Here is a 15559-nt window from a genome sequence, read left to right as displayed (position 1 = left end):
TTGCTATCCAAAAAGCCATCCCCACAATGCTTTTCAAAAATAGCGGGCTACCTTCCATTTTTACTATATTCACTAAGGAGTCGCTATATTCCTGCTTTTCTTTTTAATATTTTTATAAAATAACCATATGCTCAATTATTCAAAGAACATGTGATCATCATTGATCAAAATTCGCTCAATTTTGACAGCCTTTTTCGTTTGGTCGTCGATGTCAATCACTACTCCGCTCAATGTTGTTTTTCCTTCAGCGACAGTAAATCGTACTGGAAGGTTCGTTTTGAATCGCTTAATAATCGTTTCTCTGTCCATCCCCAGTATACCATCATATGGGCCAGTCATTCCTACATCAGTAATATATGCCGTCCCCTTCGGCAAAATGCGGTTATCCGCTGTTTGCACGTGTGTATGAGTTCCGACGACAGCGGACGCCCGTCCATCCGTGTACCAGCCGAGTGCAAGCTTTTCACTTGTCGCCTCGGCATGGAAGTCGATAAAAATGTACGGTGTTCTTTTTGCAGCTTCGGCAATTAACTCATCCGCTTTTAAAAACGGATCATCAAGCGGCGGTAAAAACGTGCGGCCTTGTAAATTAATAACAGCAAGCTCTTTACCGTTTGCTTTCACATATGTGATCCCTTTTCCCGGTGTTCCTTCAGGAAAGTTTGCAGGACGAACCAAGTTCGGAACGTCATCTATAAAATCAAAAATTTCTTTTTTGTCCCATGTGTGGTTTCCCATCGTGATTGCATCGGCGCCAGCCTGGATTAAACTGTGATAAATTTTTTCCGTGAGCCCTTTCCCATGTGCGGCGTTTTCACCATTAATAATGGTAAAGTGCGGCTTATATTTTGTTTTTAGCTTTGGCACATATTCTTTTACCATGTCACGGCCTGGTGAACCGACAACATCTCCAATAAATAACATTCTCATTTTGTAAATCCCTTCTATTCTTAAAATTCTTTCGCCGTCAAAAAAATAAAGTGATGCTTAGCGCATCACTTTATTTTGCATACTCAACGGCTCGAGTTTCTCTGATTACTGTCACTTTAATATGACCTGGATAATCGAGCTCGTCCTCAATTCGCTTACGGATATCTCGCGCCAGTCGATGAGCTTCAAGATCATTAATTGAATCCGGCTTCACCATAATACGCACTTCGCGTCCAGCCTGAATGGCAAATGATTTTTCAACACCTTCATAGGACTCAGAAATTTCTTCGAGCTTTTCAAGTCTTCGAATATAATTCTCGAGCGTCTCACTTCTTGCGCCAGGCCTTGCAGCTGAAAGCGCATCTGCTGCAGCTACCAGCACAGCGATAATGGAAGTCGGCTCCTCATCCCCATGGTGTGATGCAATACTGTTAATCACGACTGGGTGCTCTTTATATTTAGTCGCAAGCTCTACCCCGATTTCAACGTGGCTGCCTTCTACTTCATGGTCAATTGCTTTACCGATGTCGTGAAGAAGGCCCGCACGTTTAGCAAGCTTTGCGTCTTCTCCGAGCTCCGATGCCATTAAACCGGCCAAGAATGCGACTTCCATGGAATGCTTAAGCACATTTTGACCATAGCTTGTACGGAACTTTAAGCGGCCGAGGATCTTGATGAGATCTGGGTGGAGACCGTGAACGCCAACCTCAAATGTCGTTTGCTCACCCATCTCACGAATATAGTCATCGACCTCGCGGCGAGATTTTTCAACCATTTCTTCAATCCGTGCCGGATGAATACGGCCATCCTGAACGAGTTTGTCTAGAGCGATCCTTGCTGTCTCACGTCTGATCGGATCAAATCCGGAAAGAATGACAGCTTCAGGTGTATCATCAATAATCAGGTCAATTCCTGTCAGCGTTTCAAGCGTACGAATATTACGCCCTTCCCGCCCAATGATACGTCCTTTCATCTCATCATTTGGAAGATTAACAACTGATACCGTTGTTTCAGCAACGTGGTCCGCTGCGCAACGCTGTAAGGCGAGTGAAAGAATGTTTTTCGCTTTCTTATCCGCCTCTTCTTTCGCGCGGTTTTCAGTTTCTTTTGTCATGATGGCGATGTCATGTGAAAGCTCGTTTTCAACCCGTTCAAGAATGATTTGTTTTGCTTCATCGCGAGTCAGGCTCGAAATTCGTTCCAACTCTGACTGCTGCATACGAATCATCTCATCCACTTTGCTTTCCATCTCTTCAATATGTTGTTGTCGTTCATTCAGAGAATGATCTTTCTTCTCCAACATCGCTTCCCGTTTATCAATTCCCTCATGTTTGCGATCAAGGTTTTCCTCCTTTTGGAGTAAACGGTTTTCTTGTTTTTGAAGCTCATTTCGTCTTTCACGAACTTCCTGTTCAGCATCTATTCGAAGTGTGTGGATTTCATCCTTTGCTTCAAGCAGAGCTTCTTTTTTCAGTGCTTCAGCATCACGCTTAGCATCTTCAAGAATTTGCTCGGCTGCACCGCGTGCGCCCGCAATTTTCGCTTCGGCAATGGTTTTACGAACAAAGTAGCCAACAACTAAACCGAGTAGAATCAGCAAAATGGAGATGAGAACCATCATAATTGGGGTCATACTTTCACCTCCTCTTGCTATGAACTTGGTTGTTGCTTCATTAAGTGTCGGCATGTACATTGTCTAGTTTTCTCAACATACAGAACCTTCACAGGGAATGAGTATTTTCATCGCCCTTGTCAAGTTTAAATGGTTTAACAATCATGTTAAAAAAACAAATGTTACAACTTCATTGTAAATGTGTCGGAAATACTTGTCAAGCTTGCCATCTTAACGTTTGCAGAGCCGACGTCTTATCCCGTGCCGAATGCAATTCATCCAAAAGAAGATCATGGATCATTCTTGATTCAGAAGCTGGTATATTTTATTGTTCACTTGGCCCAGTTTAGCGTTATTTTGAATGTTTGACAACAAAAGCACAATGGTTTGCCCAGATTTACTAAAGCTGTTTAAGATGTTGAAGCCCGGCATGACACCATGGTTTGAATAGCTTCCGGGAGCAATATAAAATCCCATACCGTATGTGGAGCTGCTTCCCGGCGTAAACATCTTTTCATAGCTTTTTTGCGAATATAGTTTGCCGTTTATCAGCGCTTGGTCAAATTTGTACATATCTGAAGCGCTCATATAAATATCACCGGCTCCATACAGCTGGGATAAATCAGGCATATACGGTGTAATCGGCTTGCCGCCCTTCAGCTTATAACCGACAGCCGGATAAGGTTCTTTATGATATGTTTTGTAAAAGCCTGCATGCGTCATTTTCGCTGGTTTAAAAATATGATTCGTTATGTATTGTTCATATGACTCACCGCTTACTTCAGCAACAATATAAGCGAGAACGGAATAATTGGAATCCTGATAGTCCCATACACCTGGCTGACGTTTGATTCCCTGACGTTCTATGTCTTTTATTAAATCGTCCGGAGTGATTGCACCATTTCCTTCAACATGCCCGTGTATTCCCGATGTATGTGTGAGCAGGTTTTTCAAAGTAATCGTTTGCCCGTTAGGGAATCGAGGTAAATACGCGCTTACCGGATCACTTGTCTGAAGTTTTCCCTTCTCCTCTAGCTGCAAAATAGCGGTTGCAATCAGCGCTTTTTGTGACGAACCGACATAAAAAGCGGTCAATGGATTATTAGGGATGTGATGTTTACGATCGGCATAACCAAAACCTTTATGTGTTACGATTTCTCCATTTCTGACAATCATGGCTGTTCCACTGAAGCCAATCTCATTTAAATAATGGCTGATTTTTTGATTACGGTCCACTGTTTTGATTTGTTCCTCTGTTTTTTTGGCGGTTTTCTTTTTAACCTCTTTTTTCTGACCGCTATTTGAAGCTGCTGCAGTTTCTTGAGATGGCTCGTTCTCTTCATTATCTCGGTGAAGCGCATTCCAAATCGTAAAGCAAATCATCGCTGCTAAAAAACCAAGCAAAAGTTTGCTTCTTTTATTTAGTTTTTTCTGTCTGCGTTTCGCAGTTCTTCTGCTGGCTGGGCTTGTCATTCAGTTTTTCCTCCCAAAATAAATTCCATCTTGCACACGTTTTGTTAGACGAATGAAGCACCGAAAAAGTTGTCAAAAAAAGCAATATTTTTATCATTTTTTACAAAAATAAAAAGACTGAGTTTTTCACCCAGCCTTTTGTATCATTTCAAACTGATTTTATTTTTATTCTTCAAATTCAAGTTCTTCTTGTGCACCTTCAGCTTGCTGCTGCGCTGCTCCGTGATTATCCAAGCCGTAATGTTCGCGAATTTGTTCCTGGATCATTAGCATGATATCTTTATTTTCTTTCAAGAATTGTTTTGCATTTTCACGGCCTTGTCCGAGGCGCTCTTCTTCATAAGAGTACCATGAACCGCTTTTTTGCACGATATCAAGTTCAGTTCCAAGATCAATGATTTCGCCTTCTTTTGAAATGCCTTCTCCGTACATAATATCAACCTCGGCTGTACGGAACGGCGGTGCCACCTTGTTTTTGACAACTTTGATTTTCGTTTTATTCCCCATTACGTCGTTTCCTTGTTTCAGCTGTTCAGCACGGCGCACTTCTAGACGTACGGAAGAGTAGAATTTCAGCGCGCGGCCGCCAGGAGTTGTTTCCGGATTCCCGAACATAACGCCGACTTTTTCACGAATTTGGTTAATGAAAATCGCGATTGTCTTCGATTTGTTAATGGCGCCTGAAAGCTTACGAAGCGCTTGGGACATTAAGCGTGCCTGTAAACCAACATGCGAATCTCCCATGTCTCCTTCAATTTCTGCTTTCGGAACGAGAGCTGCCACAGAGTCAACAACAACAATGTCAACTGCACCGCTTCGAACCAATGCCTCCGCAATTTCAAGCGCCTGCTCGCCCGTGTCAGGCTGAGACAGTAAAAGCTCTTCGATGTTGACACCGAGCTTTTGTGCGTATACCGGATCTAATGCATGCTCTGCATCGATAAATGCGGCTTGTCCGCCCTGCTGCTGAACCTCAGCAATCGCATGAAGTGCCACAGTTGTTTTACCTGAACTTTCAGGACCGTATACTTCAATAATCCGTCCGCGCGGATATCCGCCAATTCCTAATGCTGTATCAAGAGTGAGGGAGCCGCTTGGGACAGTGGAAATTCTTGTATCTGTCTTTTCTCCCAGTTTCATAATGGAACCTTTGCCGAACTGTTTTTCTATTTGTTTAAGAGCCATATCTAAGGCTGCCTGACGATCACTCATTCTATTTTTTCCTCCTTTATGTTACCACTACATATACTATACCCTGTTTGAAGGGATTTGCCAAGAAAAAAGCGAACGCATATTCGGATTTTTTCTTGGCAGATTTCTATCAAAATACCATCATGTATCAGAGAAATCATGTTTTTTAGGAGGATAATGTGCTGAAAATATTATTTTTGCTCTAAAAGCTTCAAGAGTAAATGGCAGCCGTATTTGGCGCCGCGTTTTCTGATTCCCGTTCTGGACCCCGCAAAATGAAACTCGTGAACCTCTTCTGTTCCATTTGCTGAAATGCCGATAAACACATGTCCAGGCTCATGCCCTTCTTGAGTATCAGGACCTGCTACACCGGTAAAACTGATGCCGATATCGCTGCCAGTGAGCTGTTGAACACCTTTTGCCAGCTCTAATGCGCACTCTTTGCTGACCGCTCCAAAACGGTCTAATGTATCCTTCTTGACGCTAAGCACATGCTCCTTCACGTCGTTTGTATAGCAAACGATGCCGCCGGCAAACAATGTTGAAGCACCGCTAAGGTCCGTCAGCCATTCAGAAAACAGCCCGCCGGTAAAACTTTCTGCCGCGGCAATTGTAATGCCTTTTTCCTTACATGCTTTAGAAAGCTCTTTTACTAGGGAAGTATCATCGTAGCCATAGAAAAATTCTCCTACACGCTCTAAGATAACAGCCTCTGTTTCTTTTAGCAGACGCTCCGTTTCCTTTTCGTCAGCATGTTTGGCTGTCAGACGCAGCGTCACCTCTCCGTCGGCTGCCAAAGGAGCGATTGTCGGATTGGTTTGCGCATCAATAATATCTTCTAAATCAGCTTCAAGCTGAGATTCGCCGATACCGAAAAAACGAAGAACGGTTGATACGATTTTTTCATTTGAGCCCATCTTTTTCAGCAGAAGAGACTTTGCCTCGTTTTCAAACATGGGACGCAATTCGCTTGGCGGCCCAGGAAGAAGCATATAAAAGCGCGAATCGTGCTCTAGGAGCATTCCCGGCGCCATTCCGAAGTGATTTGCCAGTACGTCAGATCCTTCGATCACAAGCGCCTGTTTTCGGTTATTAGGTGACATCGTGCGTTTGGTCCGTTTGAAATAGTCCTCAATGGATTGGAACGCCTCATCATCTAACACAAGCGGACGTCCCAGCGCATTTGCAATCGTTTCTTTCGTCAGATCATCTTTTGTCGGCCCGAGACCTCCTGAAAAAATAATGAAGTCAGAGCGTTCTTCAGCAATGCGAATGACCTGCTTCAGCCGCTCCGGATTATCTCCGACTGCTGTATGATAAAATACGTTCACTCCGATGTCAGCAAGCTGTTTGCTGATAAATTGAGCATTTGTATTGGCGATTTGGCCAAGCAACAGCTCAGAACCGACTGCAATAATTTCTGCTTTCTTTGGAAATTCCATGACGTAAGTCCTTCTTTCTTAATTGGTTGTTTTTAACGCTTCCCAGTTTTTCGAGAAATATTCCCAACCTGAGACGACAGTAAAGAAGACGGCTACCCATAGCGCCAAGTCAGCAAACGGGAATGACACGAGTTCAAACGGAAGATTATGAAGAAGCAATGCTGAAACCGCAATGATTTGTGCCCATGTTTTAATTTTACCAAGCATATTAGCAGCTACCACTTCTCCTGTTCCGGCTAAGACAAGCCTTAAACCTGTCACGGCAAACTCCCTGCTGATAATCACAATGACCATCCAAGCAGGAGCAAGATCAAATTGAACAAGGATAATTAACGCCGCGGATACAAGCAGTTTGTCCGCAAGCGGATCAAGAAATTTCCCGAAGTTTGTCACGAGATTCAGCTTTCGGGCATAGTACCCGTCCACCCAGTCTGTTGTGGATGCAACAATAAATAGAATGGCACCCGCCAAATGTGCGACCGGGATCGATTCGTCTCCAAATTCCAGCCTGCCCCAGTCAAACGGCGCCAGCATGATAATCATGAAGATTGGGATTAATGCGATTCTAGCTAGTGTAATTTTATTTGGTAAGTTAAACATAAAGCCCCTCCAATTTCATACTCGGACGTGAAGAAAAGTCATCTGGTAATTAAGATGACTTTTCTTCCTTTTTATTTACAATCTTAATCGTTTGTGCCATCACTTTTTTCGGATCAAGTTCATAGGAAAGAACCTTGCCGTTGATTTTTATTTTCAGATTAGGTGCATATCCGGTGCGGATCTCAACTTGTTTCTGATCAGTTATATCTTTTTTATAGGTTTCGTCTTTTTTCAGCGTTCCCTCTTTTAAAGAGCTGCTGTTTTCATCACGCACCCGAATCCAAGAGCTGTCTGATGCCTTCAGTTCAAGCTCGATTTTGTCAGCGCCGGACACTTCATAAGTCGTTAACGATCCTTCAGTGCCAGTTGCTTTCATCTCCAGTTTTTCACTGTCATTTTCTTCTTTTTGATCTTCATTTTCTTTTGTTTCTTTTTTAGTGTCTTCCTCTTTTTCAGAGCTGTTATTTTGATTCTCTTTTAGCGTAGAATCTTTAGGGATTTCATACTTGCTTTCACTTTGCGTAATTGATTTTTCTGAAGCTGCATTGTCACCCTCACTGCTTTTATGGATCGCAAATTGTATGATCGCGTACACAATCGCAATCACGACAATCACGCCGAGAATCACCAGTATCGTTGGCAGCAAGTCCAGCACTCTAGATGCTGGCTTTGGCATTTCCTTTTGAAGCTTCATGCCGGAAATTTTTTCAGACACATCGTCATGATACGTATTCGGGATATCTTTTTTATGCTCCTCAAACAGCTGATCGGCATCAAGCCCAACGGCTTCAGCATATTGCTTAATGAATGCCCGAACATAAAACTTCCCCGGAATAATGTCATAGTTTCCTTCCTCCAAGGCGGTTAAATACCTTTTTTGAATCTTTGTTGCCGCTTGGAGATCATCCAATGACATTGCTTTTTCCTCTCTGGCCTCTTTCAGCCGGATTCCTAGTTCAGTCACAACAAACACCTTCCAATTTTAAAAATCAAAGCTTGAAAACCCGGATTGATCAAACATTTGGGGTTCTTCAGCATGTTCATATGTAATAACCTCATCGGGGCCATTTCTCAGTTCAATAATATAATCAAAGTCATCTAGTGTATACTCTGTGTTTTGAACGAATATGTCCGGATGCTCCACCACTTTTGTTGCAGGCAGTCTCATGATTTCTCTGACCAGCTGGAGATGGCGTTCTGATCCTCTTCTTGTTGACACAATTCCGTCAACGATAAAGACATTTTCAGTGCTGTATTCATCGGCGATCAGCTGGCTTCTTATCGTCTGCTTTAGCAAAGTTGATGACACAAACAGCCACCTTTTGCTTGCACATACACTAGAGGCCACAATCGATTCCGTTTTTCCGACACGCGGCATCCCCCGGATCCCGATTAATTTATGGCCTTCTTTTTTGAACAATTCCGCCATGAAATCGACTAATAAGCCTAGCTCGTCCCGTTCAAAGCGGAACGTTTTTTTGTCATCGGCATCCCTTTGTATGTAGCGGCCGTGGCGTACCGCAAGACGGTCGCGAAGCCTCGGTTCTCGCAGCTTCGTTACTTTAATTGTTTCCATCGTTTTTAAGATTGATTCTAATCGCTTGATTTGATCTATATGGCGGCACCTGAGAAGCATTCCCCTTCTGGAAAGGTCGACGCCGTTAATCGTTACAATGTTAATAGATAGCATCCCAAGAAGAGATGAAATATCCCCGAGCAGTCCGGGGCGGTTGACTTGAATTTCATATTCAAAATACCATTCGAGCTTTGCCAAATGATATACCCCCTTCATTGTGGCAAAATTTTACCTTCCTTTATCATAAAGCATTTTTCTCTAATTAGAAAGAAGAATGTTGCTGTGACGAGGAAAACATAAAAAAGAGAGGAAAAATCTCCTCTCTTGCTAGTGCGTGCTGTTATTTTCAACAAGCTTAACCATCATATTGGCAATGGCGCGCTGTTCATCTTTTGATGCAACGCTCCAAAGATCTGCCAGCACTTTTTCCTGCTCGTTCTTAGATTCCACTTCATTTGCCAAGTAACCGCCTATTTCTGTCGCAAGTTCTGTAATGGTATCCTGGCTCATGCCTTTATCTTGCGCATAGTTCAAACGGTCGCCAAGGAAGTTTTTCCAGCTATCCCAGTTTTCTAATACTGACATGCTCTTTTCCTCCATTTCATGTGAAGTTACAAGCTTATTGTGTCCTTCACAAAAGATACTATACACCGAATATTTTCGGATCAGCAATGCCAGCCGCCATTCACCGACAGAATTTGTCCGGTGATATATGACGCTTTTTCAGACAAGAGAAAAGCTATTGCATCCGCAATTTCTTGCGGCCGGGCCAGCCGGCCGATCGGAATATCATCTGCAATCTCTTCTTTTTCAGGCGGAGAAAATTGATTCATCATATTTGTATCAACCGCGCCCGGCGCTACGGCGTTTACTCTGATTCCGCTTGGCGCCAGCTCCTTAGCCAGTCCTTTCACAAGCGAGTGTTGGGCTCCCTTTGCCATACTGTACAGCACTTCACAAGATGCTCCAGTTTCTCCCCAAATAGAGCTGACAGCAACAATTGCCCCGGATCTATTCCGGATCATCCCTGGAAGAAGGTTTCTCGTCAGCATATACGGACTCGCCACGTGGAGCTGAACCATTTCCTGAACCGTTGCATTATCTACATCCGTAATTAGCCCAAAATGGCTTTTTCCGCTATTTAAAATAATGGCATCAATTGGCTGAACAATTAAATTTGTCAGCTTATCTGCTCCTTCCGGTGCGGACAGATCGGCTTGCAAGATCTCAGCATGCACACCATACGCCTCTTTAAGTTTTTCAGCAAGCGCCGCTGCCGCGTTTTGATTTGTATGGTAATGCAGCAGCAGATTGTATCCCTCTGCCGCAAGCGTTTCGCTTATGCTTTTGCCGATGCCGCCACTTGCTCCGGTAATGAGTGCTGTTTTATTCATCCTCTTTCCTTCTTTCCGCAGAAAAACACCCCTCACACTGGAGGGATGTTTTGTTTATGATTTAGGAACAACCTTGCAGACAGTCAGTCTATCCGCAGCCATTTCCTCTTGTATGACTTGCCGGACATCCTCGAGGGTAATTTGTTCGAGAACCGATACGACATCAAACAGGCTCATATCCAAGAAAGCATAACGGGTAAATTGATTTGCAATGTACTCAGGTGAATTCAGCGCTTTTAAGAATGTACCGATCTTTTTCTTTCTGGCAAGTTCAATCTTTTCAGCAGTAATCAATTCACCGGCGCGCAGAAGCATGCTTGAAATGTCTTCAGCCAATCGATCAGGATCGGGCGTATCGCCGCCAATCGCTGCAAAACCGAACCCATATTCAGCAGTAAAATCAAAGCTGAACGTTTCGTCAATAAATCCTTTTTCATAAAGTGATTCATACTGGGCAGAGCTTTTGCCGAAAAGAGCTTCAAGCAATAAGTTCATAGAAAGTTCATGCTTTAACAGCTCTTTGCCTAATCTATACGGGTTCTTTGATTTTAGCCCGACCAGGCATTTCGGTCCCTGCACGTTCATTTTGATCTCTTTTTCTTTGCGGAACACCGCTTCTTGTTCCTGTACTTCCTCTCGTTGGATCTCCGGCTGGTCAGTATATGGCTTTCTCTCCTGATTTTCTCTTACCTGAGAAATGATCGCTTCAGGATCTACAGGCCCTACAATGAAGAGGAGCATGTTACTCGGGTGATAAAACGTTTCATAGCATTCATACAGAAGGTCTTTCGTGATAGGCGAAATGCTTTCCACCGTTCCGGCTATATCAATTTTGACAGGATGTTCTTTGTACATGTTTTCAATGACCCCGAAGTAAAGCCTCCAATCAGGATTGTCGTCATACATGTTAATCTCCTGCCCGATAATCCCTTTTTCCTTCTCAACCGTTTTTTCAGTAAAATACGGATCCTGCACAAAATCAATTAGCGTCTCTAAATTGCGTTCAACATTCGATGTGCTTGAGAAAAGATAAGCGGTTCTTGTAAATGACGTAAACGCATTGGCAGAAGCGCCCTGTTTGCTGAAATCTTGAAAAACGTCTCCGTCCTCTTTTTCAAACAGCTTATGCTCAAGAAAATGGGCGATGCCGTCCGGCACATGAACCATCTCATTTTTGCCTAAAGGGACAAATCGGTTATCTATAGAGCCATACTTTGTAGTAAAGACCGCATACGTCTTGTTGAAGCCTTTTTTCGGCAAAACGTAAACATCAAGGCCGTTTGGCATTTTTTCATGGTACAGTGTCTCCTGAAGCTGTTCATATTTGATTGGTTTGATCAAGATGCACCCTCCGTCCCTTTTAAGAAATAAGTCGTATCAAGCTGAATCTTTTCGCCAGCTTTCATGATATCCTCTTTTGTGACCTGATCAATATTGGCGAGAAAATCTTCAATTGGAACGTCGACTTGGGCAGCGGCCTGCTGATATAAAAATTCCGATAAACCGTACGCAGTATCAATGGTTTCCAGCACTTGATTTCGAATGACAGCCTTTGTCTGAGCGATATCCTGCTCACTAAAGTCGCCGTTTTTCATTGCTTGAAATTGCTCAGCAATAATAGAAACAGCCTGTTCATAATTTTCCACTTCAATGCCCGACATCACCATCAACAAGCCTTTAAAGCTTTCTATACGCGAAGCGGCGTAGTAAGCAAGACTGGCTTTTTCCCGAACATTGATGAAAAGCTTGGAGTGAGAGAATCCGCCAAACAGCCCGTTAAACACTTGTAAGGCAGGATAATCCCGATCCGTATAAGTGATGCTGGTGCGGTAGCCGATATTCAGCTTTCCTTGTTTGACATCTTCTTCATCAATCACTTCTTTAGGCTGTGCGTTTTGCTCGGCGTGATTGTTTCCCATCGCCCCAAGGCCGCGCTCTTCTGTTTGAAAATACTTGTCGATTGACGCTTGCACTTGGTTGCTGTCCACATCGCCAACAACATAAAGATCAAGCTGGTCTTGTTGGATAGCGCTTTTGTATGTTTCATATAATTGATCAGCCGTAATGGCTTCGACATCTTCAATTTCCCCGTTGACATGGAGCGCGTAAGGCTCGTTTTTGCACATTTCCTGTATCAGCCTTAAATTTGAGTAGCGCATTTTATCATCATAAACCGCTTGGATTCTTTGTTTGAGCGTCCGTTTTTCCTGAGTCACATATTGCGATTGAAAAGTGCCTCCCTCTAGAGCTGGCGAAAAGACAATTTCTGCAAGAAGCTTCAGTCCCTTTTCAAGAAGCGGCGTTTGGTCTTTTAAATACTTTTCATTCGGGATTTCAAGCCTGAACGTAATAACGTGCCGCTCTCCTTTTTTTGAAAGATCAGCCGAAACGGACGTGCCGTACAGTTCATCTAAATAAGAACGTAATTCTGCGGTTTTCGGATGTTTTTTTGTGCCGCGAAGGAGCACATGCGGAAGCAGCGCCCTTTTGGTGACTTGCTCCTTTGTCAGCGGCGCAAGCATTTTAAAAATAAGCGAGACGGTTTTGAATTTTTCTGTTTTTACAATGTGCGCGGTTAAACCGCCGTGCTTTGTTTTGATTTCATTTACATATGACATATGGAACCTCCTTCGTTCATTTCTTATTAGTATGTATTATGACCCATTTTCAGCATACGCAGAATCACTCTTTCATGTAATTATAGCAACTGTAGGATTTATAAGGAAACAATAACCTCCGTCTGACTGAACGGAGGCTGCTAGATTAATCCATTTTCAACTGAAAGACAGCTGGTTGCGGCTGCAGAACGACAGTTGGACATTGCAGGAGAGAGAAGATTTTCGATAATAGCAAAAAAGACGGTTGGCTAGACCGTCCCAGATTGTTGATAAAGTCATAAAACGGTTTTTGTTTTATGACTTTGTCATCTTTTCAGCGTGATTGAAAACCCCTGAAGTCTAAGAAGGACGAACATCGGAGCAGACTTTCACAGGATGTGATGACGGCGGTGTTTAGGCAGGACGCCTAAGCATTTAGCCCGCCGTTCCTTTCGTAATTCGTGAGCACCGACGCGCAGGCCTGACAACGAATGCGAGGGTTTGTCGACACGCTGAGACGGTTGGCTAGACCGTCCCTAAGTTTTTTTCTTCCTCTTCACTTTTTTTCGTATCCACAGTGAAGATGACTAAGAATAAAGCAACGATACTGCAAAACGCCGATAGAATGAAAATAAGCCAGTTTGCTTTAGACATTAATGCAGCAAAAACAGGGGGGCCGAGAGCTACTCCTATAAAGCGCATGCTATTGTAAAAGGACGAAATGGTTCCGCATTCCTCACTTTCAATCCCTTCGGTTATCAGTGCATCTAAAGCAGGAAGCGCCATCCCGATCCCAATTCCGCCAAAACTTAAAAAGACAAATAAAAAATAAAAACTATGGTTCCACCACAAAGCTATAAACGAAAGGGTTAACATAATCATTCCTGTAACCACACAAAACTTCATTCGGCCTTTATCTTTGCCAATATTTTTTCCAGCTATATAGGAACTGGTTGATAAAAATAAAAGCGGGATCGCCAGTAAACCGCCTTTAGCCACTCCGTCAATGGCATACTTCTTCTCCAGCGTATCTGATAAATAAAATAAGACGCCGAATAGCAAAAACATAATGACACACCCGATAATAAAGACCGTATAAAGCCAGCGTCCGTCTTGCTTAAAGATTTTTCGCACATTCTTAATAAACTCAGACACCGCGGGCGCATCTTCATCTTTTTCAGGTTTAGCCACCAGAAACAACACGAGCAAAAAGCTGATCAAACAGAAAAACGGAATAAACCAAAACGGTACAAACCAGTACCAGGTAGCCAATAAGGCGCCGAGTATGGGACTCAGTACCTTCCCTGACGTGTTGGCGGTTTCAATATCGCCAAGACCGGCGCTGACCTTTTCATCGTCTCCTTCAAACAAATCGCCGATAAACGGCATGACGATAGGAGCGGCCCCTGCAGAACCGACGCCTTGAAGTACCCGTCCCGCCAAAATCATAGCGTACGGGTTTTTCATATAGGTTGAGGCAAAAGCAGCCACCGCCCCTCCCAATCCTGCAATGAGGAGACACGGAAGCAATATTTTTTTCCTCCCGAATCGATCTGACAGATACCCCGCAATCGGAATGCAAATAATTGCCACTACCGAATATACAGTTATGATTAAAGATACTTGAAATGAAGTCACCGAGAGTTTTTTCTCCATCATCGGCAGAACGGGAATCAGCATGGAATTCCCAAGTGTCATCACAAGCGGTACGGAAGACAATGCAATAATATGTTTCATTCCATTTTTCTTTCTCAACATTTTCACCCATTCACTTTCTTGTCATCCCTTATATGTTGCGTTAACCGGAGTGAAAGTATGTACAAAGAAACATGAATCAGCCCAAATAAAAAAACAGACACATCACAGGCGTCCGTTTTAGAATCGTTTACGTAAAACATGAAATCTGAATTTATCCGCTCTAAAATAATTTAAGGAGTAAAGCACCGGTTTATCGTGCTGATCGTAATGGGTTTGTTTTAACAGCAATAGAGCTGTTTCCGGATCGCATTCAAGCACTGGAGAAATGGTATCATGATAGCCGATTGGCTCAATATCAGTCACAGCATAGCTGATCACGGAGCCTGAATTTTTCTCAAGCAAATCAAACATAGATTCTTGCTGATGAGAAAAAGAATCCGGCAGAATATTCATCGGAATTTTGTCTATACAATACACAATCGGCTGTCCGTTAGCTGTCCTGACACGTTCGAGATAAAAAAGTTCTTGTCCCTCTTCCAAGTGAAATCTCTTGATATCATCCTCAGACGGCATAAGCACTTGCGATGATAAAAAAATCGTGCCAGGCGTCATATTCGCCTGTTCTATCATCTTGGTTACACTGTTCAGCTGTTCAATGCCCGAAAGAAATAACGGCTTAGAATGGACAAAAGTGCCTACACCATGCCTTCTGATAATCACATGCTCTTCTTCAAGGATCCGCAAGGCTTCTCTTAGCGTCGCTCTGCTGACACCAAGCTTTTTAGAAAGCTCAAATTCGGAAGGCAGCTTTTCCTTCTCAGTGTAGATTCCATTTTTAATATCCTCTTTGATTCGTTCAATTACTTTTAAATACAAGTGCCGATTATCAGCTTTTGTAGACATGTTTTCCCTCCGTAAACCACTTTCGATAAAAATTATTGAACAATTGGGACAACTATATCATGTTTTGTCGAAAAAATAAATAGAAAGGTTTTAGTTTACATAATGTTATTATTGGTGACCAAATTCAAATATAACAAACTCCC

General features: G+C 43.0%; 14 protein-coding genes. All 14 read right to left on the bottom strand.

Annotated features, from left to right (window positions below):
* Positions 1 to 135: 135 nt before the first annotated feature.
* A complete protein-coding gene (gene ymdB / locus SC79_RS04200) occupies positions 136 to 930 on the bottom strand; it encodes a 2',3'-cyclic-nucleotide 2'-phosphodiesterase (RefSeq protein ID WP_010328353.1) in 795 nt (264 codons plus the stop codon).
* A 70-nt stretch (positions 931 to 1000) separates the two neighbouring features.
* Complete coding sequence (rny, locus tag SC79_RS04195; protein WP_010328352.1) at positions 1001 to 2563, bottom strand: ribonuclease Y; 1563 nt, start codon at positions 2561 to 2563, stop codon at positions 1001 to 1003.
* A 276-nt stretch (positions 2564 to 2839) separates the two neighbouring features.
* Positions 2840 to 4015, bottom strand: a complete 1176-nt coding sequence (locus tag SC79_RS04190; protein ID WP_039074007.1) for a serine hydrolase domain-containing protein — start codon at positions 4013 to 4015, stop codon at positions 2840 to 2842.
* A 165-nt stretch (positions 4016 to 4180) separates the two neighbouring features.
* Positions 4181 to 5227 (bottom strand): recombinase RecA, encoded by a 1047-nt coding sequence (gene recA / locus SC79_RS04185; RefSeq protein WP_039074006.1) that lies wholly within the window; start codon positions 5225 to 5227, stop codon positions 4181 to 4183.
* A 170-nt stretch (positions 5228 to 5397) separates the two neighbouring features.
* The gene (locus tag SC79_RS04180) at positions 5398 to 6648 is read right to left on the bottom strand and encodes a competence/damage-inducible protein A (RefSeq protein WP_039074005.1); all 1251 of its coding nucleotides are present in this window, start codon (positions 6646 to 6648) and stop codon (positions 5398 to 5400) included.
* Between the two features lie 18 nt (positions 6649 to 6666).
* Entirely contained in the window at positions 6667 to 7248 is a 582-nt protein-coding gene (pgsA, locus tag SC79_RS04175) for a CDP-diacylglycerol--glycerol-3-phosphate 3-phosphatidyltransferase (RefSeq protein WP_039074004.1), read from the bottom strand.
* A 49-nt stretch (positions 7249 to 7297) separates the two neighbouring features.
* On the bottom strand, positions 7298 to 8212 hold the full coding sequence (gene rodZ / locus SC79_RS04170) for a cell shape determination protein RodZ (RefSeq protein WP_039074003.1): 915 nt from the start codon (positions 8210 to 8212) through the stop codon (positions 7298 to 7300).
* A gap of 18 nt (positions 8213 to 8230) precedes the next feature.
* Entirely contained in the window at positions 8231 to 9022 is a 792-nt protein-coding gene (locus tag SC79_RS04165; RefSeq protein WP_010327982.1) for a DUF3388 domain-containing protein, read from the bottom strand.
* 129 nt (positions 9023 to 9151) lie between these two features.
* Positions 9152 to 9409 (bottom strand): DUF3243 domain-containing protein, encoded by a 258-nt coding sequence (locus SC79_RS04160; protein WP_010327983.1) that lies wholly within the window; start codon positions 9407 to 9409, stop codon positions 9152 to 9154.
* Positions 9410 to 9489: 80 nt separating this feature from the next.
* Positions 9490 to 10218, bottom strand: coding sequence for an elongation factor P 5-aminopentanone reductase (ymfI, locus tag SC79_RS04155; protein WP_039074002.1), 729 nt, complete (start codon positions 10216 to 10218; stop codon positions 9490 to 9492).
* Between the two features lie 54 nt (positions 10219 to 10272).
* The gene (gene yfmH, locus SC79_RS04150) at positions 10273 to 11559 is read right to left on the bottom strand and encodes an EF-P 5-aminopentanol modification-associated protein YfmH (protein ID WP_039074001.1); all 1287 of its coding nucleotides are present in this window, start codon (positions 11557 to 11559) and stop codon (positions 10273 to 10275) included.
* The gene (gene yfmF, locus SC79_RS04145; protein ID WP_039074000.1) at positions 11556 to 12836 is read right to left on the bottom strand and encodes an EF-P 5-aminopentanol modification-associated protein YfmF; all 1281 of its coding nucleotides are present in this window, start codon (positions 12834 to 12836) and stop codon (positions 11556 to 11558) included. The genes yfmH and yfmF overlap by 4 nt, the downstream gene beginning before the upstream one ends.
* A 504-nt stretch (positions 12837 to 13340) precedes the next feature.
* Positions 13341 to 14552: a bacillibactin exporter BcbE gene (gene bcbE / locus SC79_RS04140; protein ID WP_082022558.1), complete on the bottom strand. Its 1212-nt coding sequence runs from the start codon at positions 14550 to 14552 to the stop codon at positions 13341 to 13343.
* Positions 14553 to 14690: 138 nt separating this feature from the next.
* Entirely contained in the window at positions 14691 to 15416 is a 726-nt protein-coding gene (locus tag SC79_RS04135) for a GntR family transcriptional regulator (RefSeq protein ID WP_039073999.1), read from the bottom strand.
* Positions 15417 to 15559: the final 143 nt, after the last annotated feature.

Source organism: Bacillus sp. MSP13 (genome assembly GCF_000815295.1).
GTDB classification, from domain to species: domain Bacteria; phylum Bacillota; class Bacilli; order Bacillales; family Bacillaceae; genus Bacillus; species Bacillus vallismortis.
Note: the sequence above shows the minus strand (reverse complement) of the source record. Positions and strands in the feature narration are given on the sequence as shown.